We start from the raw sequence: 9,208 nt of genomic DNA, 5'->3' as shown, positions 1-9,208 counted from the left end.
TCGTGTCGCGATTGGACTGCGCAGCAGTCCCAGGTTTTCAGCTTCGCCGTGGCCATTGCCGGGGACCGCTCTGCGGTCCAATCGCGGCACAAGGCCGCTCCCACAAGTTGGCCGGTGTAGGCTCAGAAAGCCTGGGCGGGCCTCGTGCGCTGAGGCCCTTGCGAGCAACTGTCATGCTCAATTTCTGGCAACTCGCACGCTCGTGGGAGCGGCCTCGTGTCGCGATTGGACTGCGCAGCAGTCCCAGGTGTTCAGCTTCGCCGTGGCCGCTTGCGCTAGCGCAGGGTCTTGAAGAAGCCCATGCGCTGGCCCAGTGCATCGGCCAGCGCCAACAACTCCTGGCTGTCCTGCGCCAGGCGCGTGGAGCCGGCCTGAACCTGCTGCGACGAGCCCTGGATACGCTGGATATCCTGGCCCAGCAGCGTCGCCGCCGTGTCCTGCTGCGAAGACGCCGTGGCGATCTGCTCGTTCATCCGACTGATCGCGGCCACCTCACGGCGGATCTCGTTCAACGAACGCTGCGCTACCTGCGTGCGCTGCACTGTCTCCTGGGCCAGTTCGCGGCTGCTACCGACGATCTGCGCAGTCTTGCCGGCGCCGTCCTGCAACTTGCCGATCATGGCGCTGATCTCGCGGGTCGATTCCTGGGTGCGGTTGGCCAGCGAGCGCACCTCGTCGGCGACCACCGCGAAGCCCCGGCCGAACTCGCCGGCGCGCGCCGCTTCGATGGCCGCGTTGAGCGCCAGCAGGTTGGTCCGTTCGGCGATCGAGTTGATCACCTCGATGATGCTTTCGATGGCCTGGCTGTCCGAGGTCACTTGCAGCACCGCCTCGCTGGCCGACTCCAGCACCTGGGACAACGCCTGCATCGAATCGGCCGTGCCTTCGACCACGGTCTTGCCGGCGTCCACTTCCTGGTCGGCGGCAGCGGACGCTTGCGCTGCGGTGGCGGCATAGGCGGATATCTGGTTGATCGCGGCCACCAGTTGGGTCACGGCGCTGGCCATCTGCTGGGTGTCGTCACCCTGCTGCTGCATGCGCCCCTGGTTGTCCGACGCGTTCTGGCGCATGCGGCTGGAGGACTCGACCAGGTCGCTCGCCACCTGGTTGACCTGGGTGACGATCTCGGTGAGGTGACGGTTGGTGGTGCCCAGCGCGCCCATCACGCTGTGCGGGTGCTGGCTGCGCAGGTTCGGGTCGATCTGGCCTTCGGCCAGGCCGCGCAATAGGCGCGCCACTTCCTCAGGCTCGGCGCCGAGGGTCGAGCGGATGCTGCGGATGATCAGCAGCGAGGCGACCAGGCTCAGCAACGCGGCCAGGGCCACCGACCACAGCATCAGCCCGGCGAAGCCCGAGGCGCTCGCACGCACCTGGGCGATGTCGTGCACCACGTCCTTTTCCTGGAAGTCGATGAAGGCGTTGATGCTGCGCAACCACTCCTTGTAGTCCGGCCCCACCTGCGCCAGCAACAGTGCCTGGGCCTGGGCGAAATCGCCTTGCCGGCGCAGTCCAAGCAACTGCGCGGTGGCCGTCTGGGCGCTGCGTTCGGCGACCTGGATCTGCTGCTGCAGGCGCAGTTCTTCGGCACTGCCCTGCCCCTCGCCGAGCATCTTGGCCAACGGCGCGGCCGAGGTCTGATAGACGTCGTCCAGACGCTGGATGTCCTGGAGAATCGGCGTCAATTGGCTATCTTCGTGCACCAGCACCGCGTCGCGCAGGGCGATGGCGCGGTCGTGCACGCTGCCGCGCAGGTTGATGGCATAGCGCTGTTTGACAGTGGTCTGGCTGCTGACCTGGGTCAGTCGCTCGTCGATGCCGCCGACTCGCCGCACGCCGATGGCCGTGACGATCAGCATCAAACCCACGACCAATGCGAAGCCGAAGGCCAACCTTTTGGTGATACCGATCTTGCCGAACATGTTCATCCCCAAGCGCTAAAAGCTATTTGCCAGCATTCTCTACGAGAATCTGGGACGCGCGTATTAAAAAACTGCCTATGGGATGAATTGACTGCGCACATGGCTCGCGCGCACGGCGGGCAGGAACTAGCATCGAAGGCACGCGGTTTACCACCGCTGCACATTGAGGTTGCCTGCATGCCACACGCGCTCCGACGCTTTCTGCTCCTGCTGTTGACCAGCCTGCTGAGCGCCCAGGCCTTCGCCGCCCCCCAGACCCTGCGCCTGGGCACCGCCGCCCCCTACGCCTTCCTCGCCTTCGCCAACGACGACCTGCAGCGCGCCAGCCTGCCCGTGCAGCGGGCGGTGATCGTGCTGCACGGCGTGCGCCGCAACGCCGACGACTACTACCAGGCGGGAGAGCGATTGCTGAGCGCGGCGGGGCTGACCGCCAACGACACCCTGCTGCTGGCGCCGAACTTCCTCACCGCCAGCGACCGCCTCGCCACACCGGACATGCCGTTATGGCCCAAGAACCTGTGGATGCATGGCACCGAATCGCGCAGCGGGCGTGCAGGCATCGCCGGCTTCAGCGTGCTCGACGATCTGCTGGCCTACCTCAGCGACCGCCAGCACTTTCCCGCGCTCAAGGACATCCTGGTGATCGGTCACTCCGCCGGCGGCCAATTGCTGCAGCGCTACACCCTGCTCGGAGACGGTGACCAGCGCTTAGGCACGCGCGGTATCAACGTGCGTTACCTGGTGTCCAGCCCGTCGTCCTACCTGTACCTGGATGCCAACCGCCTGCGCGATGGCGTCTTTGAGCCGCTGGCCAGTCACGATTGCCCTGCCTACAACCACTACCGCTACGGTCTGGAGCAGGCGCCGGCGTATTTCACCCGCCAAGGCCTGGACGCCGTGCAGGTGTTCCGACGCTACGCCGCGCGCGACGTGACCTACATGGTCGGTCAGCTCGACGACAAGCCGGACGACCCGGTCATGGATCACGCCTGCGGCGCCGCCGTCCAAGGCGCCACCCGGCTGACACGCCAGCTCGCCTACCTGCGCTACGAGGCGTTTCTGGCCCAGCAGTGGCAAACGCCCGTGGCGCATCGACAGTTCCAGGTGCAGGGCGTCGGTCACAACGCGGCGCGGCTGCTGGTGGCCAAGGACGTGGTCACGATGGCGCGCGCGCCGCACTGATACCCTCAGCCGGCGTCGAGGGCGTAGAACTCCTGCAACTTGGCCTGAAGCAGTGCCTTGTCCGGCAGCTGGGTCTGGTACTCGGCCACCAGCGCCGGACTCAGGCTGCGGTTGAGGGCATACTCGACCACTTCGTCATGCTTGCTGGCACACAGCAGCACACCGATGCTCGGGTTCTCATGGGGTTTGCGCACCGTGCGGTCCAAGGCCTCGAGGTAGAAATTCAACTTGCCCAGGTGCTCGGGCTCGAAGCGTCCCACCTTGAGCTCCACCGCCACCAGGCAGTTGAGGCCCCGGTGGAACAACAGCAGGTCGAGGGCGAAGTCGCGTCCACCGACTTGCAACGGGTACTCGGCGCCGACGAAGCAGAAATCGCGCCCCAACTCGATGAGAAAACGCTGCAGACGCTGCAACAGGCCTCTGTGCAGGTCGGCCTCGGCGTGGGTGTCCGGCAGGTCGAGGAACTCGAGCAGGTAGGTATCGCGGAACACCGACAATGCCTGTGGGTGAGCGTCGGCCAGGGAGGCCGAGGCCTTGACCGGATCGGTGACGCTGCGCTCGAACAGGGCGGTGCGCATCTGACGTTCGAGTTCGCGTTTGGACCACCGCTCGCGAATCGCCAGCCGCACGTAGAACTCGCGCTCTTCCACACGCTTGCTCTGGCTGAGGATGATCATGTTGTGGGTCCAAGGCAGTTGTCTCACCAGTGGCGAGACAACTTCGTCATGACGGTAGGCCTCATAGAATTGGCGCATCCGAAACAGGTTCGGTCGGGTAAACCCGCGCAACCCCGGCTGCGTCTGCGCCAGGTGCGCGGCCAACTGAGTGACCACCGCATCGCCCCATTCGGCGCTCTCGATCTTGCGGCTAATGTAAGCACCGACCTGCCAATACAGCTCGATCAAGTGCGTGTTGACCGCCTGCAGGCAGCGCTGGCGCGCGCCGTGAATCAGGGTCACCACTTCGGCGAAGCGGTCTTCGCCCTGACCTTGCGGTGAAGTGTTTTCGGGCGTGTTGCGGGATGTGGACATGGGCGCACTCCTGGCAGGAAGGTAAGCCAGGAAGCCTATCCAAGGGCGCCGCTCAATCGCTGTCGGACCGCTCCGAGTGGGCTGTGGTAAACGACAGAGGGGCGCCCGGTAAAGGCGCCCCTCTTCACATCGAGTTACACGCGCGGCTTTCAGCCCATCGAGCCCGCCACGACCTTGCGCGCATGCCCACGGGTGGTGACGATGCCCAGGAACGAGATCAGGATCGCCAGGCTCAGGGTCGCGCTGACTTCGGCACGGTGTTCCTCGGTGAACATCATCACCGCCAGCGCGCAACTGATGAACACGATCACGCCCCAGGTCAGCCAGGGGAACAGCCACATGCGGAACTTGAGTTCGGTGCTTTCGCGCTCCAGGCGACGGCGCATGCGCAGTTGCGAGATGGCGATGACCAGGTACACCAGCAAGGCGATGGCGCCGGAGCTGGCCAGCAGGAACTCGAACACGCCTTTGGGGGCGAAATAGTTCAGCACGGCGATGGCGGCGCCGATCAGCGTACTGCCGAACACCGCGGCACGCGGCACACCCACTTTCGAGGTGTGCTTGAGCAGGGCCGGCGCGTCGCCGCGCTTGGCCAGCGAGTACATCATGCGCGAGGCGATGTAGATCGACGAGTTCATGCAACTGGTCACCGCCACCAGCACCACCATGTCGACCATGAAGGCGGCGTTGGGGATGTTCATGATCTCCAGCGCGCGCTGGTAAGAACCCACCACGGCCAACTGCGGATCATTCCACGGCACCACCGAGATGATCACGAAGATCGACAGGATGTAGAAGGTGCTGATCCGCCAGATGACCGAGCGGGTGGCCTTGGCGATGTTGCGCGACGGGTCGCTGGACTCGGACGCGGCGATGGTCACCGCCTCGGTGCCGATGAAGCTGAACATCACGGTGATGAACGCACCGATCACCGCCGACCAGCCGTTGGGGGCGAAGCCGCCGTGTTGCGCCACCAGTGTGCTCAGGCCGCTGACTTCGCGGTTGGGCAGCCACCCCATCAGCGCGGCGAAGCCCAGGCCGATGAAGCCGAGGATCGCGGTGACCTTGAGAATGGCGAACCAGAATTCGAACTCGCCGTACTTGGCGACGCTGAACAGGTTGGTGCACGCCAATAGCAGCACCGAGGCCAGGGCGAAGATCCAACTGTCTACCTGCGGGAACCAGGCGTTGAGCACGTGCCCGGCGGCGAGCGCTTCGATGGGAATGACCAGCACCCAGAACCACCAGTACAGCCAGCCGATGGTGTAGCCGGCCCAGCGGCCAATGGCCTGGTCGGCGTAGGTAGAAAACGAGCCGGTGTCGGGATGGGCGACAGCCATCTCGCCGAGCATGCGCATCACCAGCACGACCAAGGTGCCAGCAACGAAATAGGAAAGGATGGTAGCGGGTCCGGCGGCCGCGATGGCGTGTCCGGAGCCGACGAAAAGTCCTGCACCAATGATGCCCGCGATGGACAGCATCGTTACATGACGTGGCTTGAAACCTTGAGCAAGGTTGCCATCAGTACCCACGGTGTTCATTGATATTGTTCTCTTTTTGCTGACACAAGTAAGGACGGGCAGGCGTAGGCGGAAACGATCTCCTTTTAAAACAATAAATTGCACGCAGTCCACGTGATGTTGTTGAGGTTGTTCACGGGTTGACGGACTGGGGCGTCGAAGTGGGCTTCATTCAAACAGTGCGGGTGCCGGGCTAATTGTTCGAGAGCGCCGCGAAGGTGTTCGATCACGACACCGTTTATCCGTGCACGCCACCGAGGGGGGCGCCGATGGCGGTGCGGGGTATGTCGGTGGCAGCAGGCTCACCCGCGAACGGGCGCCGCCTGCGTCAGGACTCAGCGCAGCGCCCGGTCCACCAGCACTTGCAGGCGGCCACGCGAGCATTGCTCGACCCGCGCCTCGACGCCGTACACCTGCGCCAGCAAGTCCGGCGCCAACACCTGGGCCGGAGTGCCGCAGGCCACCACCCGGCCTTTCTCCAGCATCACCAGGCAATCGGCATGGCTGGCCGCCAGGTTGATGTCGTGCAGCACCGCCACCGCCAGCAGGCGATGGCGCACGACGCGCTCGCGCACCGCATCCATCACCCGCAGTTGGTAGTGCAGGTCCAGCGCGCTGGTGGGCTCGTCGAGCAGCAGCACCTGGGGGTTGCGCGCCAGCAGTTGAGCCAGGGCCACCAACTGGCGCTGGCCGCCGGACAGGCTGTCGAGCCCCTGCTCGGCCAGGTGCTCGATGCCGAGTTGGCGCAGCGCCTCGTACGCCGTGCCCAGCACGTCCTGCGCCGCGCCCACGCGCAGGGCGGCGACGATGCTCTCCAATACGCCCAAGGCCAACCCCGGCGGCAACTGCTGGGGCATGTAGGCCAGGCGCCGGGCGCGCTCGGCGAACGGCAGGCGGGTGACGTTCTCGCCATCGAGATGCACGGCGCCCTGCATCCGCTCCAGCCCGGCCAAGGCGCGGAGCAAGGTGGACTTGCCGGCGCCGTTGGGTCCGACCAGCGCCACCAGGCTGCCGGCCGGCAGTTCCGGCAGGCTCAGGCCCTGGATGATCGAACGTCGGCCATAGGCCACCGAGACCTCGTCGATACGCAGACTCACAGTCGCCTCCCGCGCTTGAACACCAGCGCCACGAACACTGGCACACCGACCAGCGCGGTGACGATGCCGACCGGCACGATCACCCCCGGCAGGATCAACTTGCTGGCGATCGACGACAGCGACAGCAGCAGCGCCCCGACCAGGGCGCTGGCCGGCAACAGGAAGCGCTGGTCCTCGCCCACCAGCAAGCGCGCGATGTGCGGGCCGACCAGGCCGATGAAACCGATGGTGCCGACGAAGGCCACGGCGGTCGCCGACAGCAGGCTGATGCGCAGCAGCGAGGCCACACGCAAGCGTCGGGTATCCACGCCAAAACTGCGCGCGCGGTCCTCGCCCATGCGCAGCAAGGTCATGGCCGACGCGCTGCGCAAGGAAAACGGCACGACCAGCGCCAGCACCGCGGCGAGGATGCCAAGCTTCTGCCAGTTGGCCCGGGCCAGGCTGCCGAGGGTCCAGAACACCAGTTGCTGCAACACGTCCTCGGTGGCCAGCAGTTGCAGCAACGACACCAGCGCGTTGCAACTGAACACCAAGGCGATGCCGAACAGCACCAGGCTTTCGACCCCCGCGCCGCGCAGCCGCGACATGCCCTGCAACAGCAGCACCGACAGGCACGCGAAGACGAACGCCATCACCGTCACCTGGGCGCTGGGCGAGAGCCAGGCCACGCTCAGCGGGTAGGCGATGGCCAGCGAGGCGCCGAGCGCGGCGGCCGACGACACGCCCAAGGTGAACGGGCTGGCCAGGGGGTTGTCGAGGATCGCCTGCATTTCGGCGCCGGCCAGCGCCAGGGCCGCGCCCACCAGCACTGCCATCAGCGCATAGGGCAGGCGCACGTTCCAGATGATCACCCGCTCGGTGGCGCTCAGCGTGCTCGGGTCGAACACCCCGTGCAGCAATTGCCCCAGGCCCATGCCCGAGGCGCCGCTGGCCAGGTCACCGAGCACCGACAGCAGCAACAGCACGGCCAGGCCGCCGACCAGTGCGGTACGCCGCCACAACAGGCGTCGATACTGCCAGGCCGCCTGTTCGACGCCTGGCAGCGCCTGGGCCTGGGCCGTCACTGGGCGTCGATCCAATAGTGGCCATCCAGGCCGACTTCGAGCATCCGGTTGATCTGGCCCATGGTCGCCTGCGGGTCCAGGTCCTTGAAGCGCTCGGGGTGAATCCAGCGGGCCATGGCTTCGATGGCCAGGATGTTGAACGGCGAGTTGTAGAAGTCATGCCACAGGCCATGGGCCTGGCCCTCGCGGATCGGCCGCAGCGGCGCGAATTCGGGGCGCGCGGTGATCTTCGCCAGGCTCTGGCGTGCGCTGTCGGCGCTTACGCCAGCCCCGAGCAGCACGCCTGGAGCACGGTTGCCGGTGGCGATGTAGACGTCCGGGTCGGCCTTGAGCACGTATTCGACGCTGACATCGCCCAGCGCGCCGGGCACCACGTCGGCGGCGATGTTATGCCCACCGACCGCCTCGACCACGCTGCCCAGGCCGCTCTTGCCCGTGGTGTGGCCCGGCGCCTGCCAGACACCGGCCAGCAGTTCGAGGAACACCTTGGGCCGCTGGCTGGGCTCGAGCCCCGCCAGCGCATCGGTGACTCGCTTGAGGTGACTGTCGTAGAAGCTCAGGTACTGCTGCGCTTGCTGCTCGCGGCCGAGCAAAGTGCCCAGCGCTTGCAGGCTGACCCGGGTGTTCTCGATCGGGTGCACGCGAAAATCGATGAACAGCACGGGAATGCCCGCCTGCTCCAGCAGGTCGGCCACCGGGCTGTGCTGGGTCGGCCCTTCGCCGGCGATGCTGAAGATCGCCAGGTCCGGCTTGAGCGCCAGGATCTGCTCGGCGCTGACGCTCTGCTCCGAGGCCTGGCCGATCAGCGGCAGCTTGGCCACCTGTGGATAACGCTTGGCGTAGACCTCATAGGTGTGCGGGTCGAGCAGGCGCATGTCGTTCTGCCAACCGACCACTCGCTGGAACGGGTTGTCGCGGTCGAGCAGGGCCAGGGCGAAGAACAGCCGGCCCTCGCCGAGGACGATGCGTTGCGGCGCGTGGTCCATTTCGACCTTGCGTCCGAGCACGTCGGTGACTTGGGTGGCGCTGGCGGTCTGGGCGATGCCCAGTCCGGCCGCGAGGAAGACCACGAGCGGCAGCAACTGCCGCGCGCGACGGAGAATGGCGGACATGCAAGGGCTCCTGCGACTGCGGATGCGTGACAGAGAATCGGTCTCATTCAAGCCGCGCATTCTAGTCGCCGCCATGCCCTGGGCAGCGTGTGGGAATGTAATGGAATGTCATGCGCTGGCGCGGTGACTGTGAGGCCGTACCACCCCATGCTCCAGGGGTTTATGCGGACATCGCGCGGGCCAACTGTCTTTCACCTACCACCGACCCGCGGTCTTGCTCAACTTCTTGGGGGCTGCTCGATCTCGTGGGAGCGGCCTTGCGTCGCGATTGGACCGCAGAGCG

Annotated in this window: 7 protein-coding genes and 1 pseudogene; 1 reads left to right on the top strand and 7 read right to left on the bottom strand. The window is 66.0% G+C overall.

Translation table 11 applies throughout. The features are described from left to right. Positions 1–275: 275 nt before the first annotated feature. Complete coding sequence (locus Q6A47_RS23145; protein ID WP_369811574.1) at positions 276–869, bottom strand: methyl-accepting chemotaxis protein; 594 nt, start codon at positions 867–869, stop codon at positions 276–278. A 534-nt stretch (positions 870–1,403) separates the two neighbouring features. Further along, positions 1,404–1,919: pseudogene (locus tag Q6A47_RS23140) on the bottom strand (MCP four helix bundle domain-containing protein); the annotation flags it as partial. Between the two features lie 177 nt (positions 1,920–2,096). Between Q6A47_RS23140 and Q6A47_RS20600 the strand changes: the two are divergent. Continuing rightward, entirely contained in the window at positions 2,097–3,101 is a 1,005-nt protein-coding gene (locus Q6A47_RS20600) for a hypothetical protein (protein ID WP_304485234.1), read from the top strand. 5 nt (positions 3,102–3,106) lie between these two features. On the opposite strand, the gene Q6A47_RS20595 is transcribed toward Q6A47_RS20600, so the two are convergent. From Q6A47_RS20595 to Q6A47_RS20575, 5 genes are all read right to left on the bottom strand, one after another. After that, positions 3,107–4,132, bottom strand: a complete 1,026-nt coding sequence (locus Q6A47_RS20595; RefSeq protein ID WP_304485233.1) for a PDDEXK nuclease domain-containing protein — start codon at positions 4,130–4,132, stop codon at positions 3,107–3,109. Positions 4,133–4,281: 149 nt separating this feature from the next. Then, positions 4,282–5,673: a GABA permease gene (gene gabP, locus Q6A47_RS20590; protein ID WP_029614685.1), complete on the bottom strand. Its 1,392-nt coding sequence runs from the start codon at positions 5,671–5,673 to the stop codon at positions 4,282–4,284. A gap of 314 nt (positions 5,674–5,987) precedes the next feature. Next, complete coding sequence (locus Q6A47_RS20585; RefSeq protein WP_304485232.1) at positions 5,988–6,749, bottom strand: ABC transporter ATP-binding protein; 762 nt, start codon at positions 6,747–6,749, stop codon at positions 5,988–5,990. Beyond that, a complete protein-coding gene (locus Q6A47_RS20580) occupies positions 6,746–7,813 on the bottom strand; it encodes a FecCD family ABC transporter permease (protein ID WP_304485237.1) in 1,068 nt (355 codons plus the stop codon). The genes Q6A47_RS20585 and Q6A47_RS20580 overlap by 4 nt, the downstream gene beginning before the upstream one ends. After that, positions 7,810–8,925: an ABC transporter substrate-binding protein gene (locus Q6A47_RS20575; protein WP_116889294.1), complete on the bottom strand. Its 1,116-nt coding sequence runs from the start codon at positions 8,923–8,925 to the stop codon at positions 7,810–7,812. The genes Q6A47_RS20580 and Q6A47_RS20575 overlap by 4 nt, the downstream gene beginning before the upstream one ends. Positions 8,926–9,208: the final 283 nt, after the last annotated feature.

The sequence above is a fragment of the Pseudomonas boreofloridensis genome (assembly GCF_030580795.1).
Classification (GTDB): Bacteria; Pseudomonadota; Gammaproteobacteria; order Pseudomonadales; family Pseudomonadaceae; genus Aquipseudomonas; species Aquipseudomonas boreofloridensis.
Note: the sequence above shows the minus strand (reverse complement) of the source record. Positions and strands in the feature narration are given on the sequence as shown.

Coding starts and splice junctions, on each gene's coding strand:
- Q6A47_RS23145 (WP_369811574.1), bottom strand. CDS start 869: ATGCAGGCGTTGTCCCAGGTGCTGGAGTCGGCCAGCGAGGCGGTGCTG.
- Q6A47_RS20600 (WP_304485234.1), top strand. CDS start 2,097: ATGCCACACGCGCTCCGACGCTTTCTGCTCCTGCTGTTGACCAGCCTG.
- Q6A47_RS20595 (WP_304485233.1), bottom strand. CDS start 4,132: ATGTCCACATCCCGCAACACGCCCGAAAACACTTCACCGCAAGGTCAG.
- gabP (WP_029614685.1), bottom strand. CDS start 5,673: ATGAACACCGTGGGTACTGATGGCAACCTTGCTCAAGGTTTCAAGCCA.
- Q6A47_RS20575 (WP_116889294.1), bottom strand. CDS start 8,925: ATGTCCGCCATTCTCCGTCGCGCGCGGCAGTTGCTGCCGCTCGTGGTC.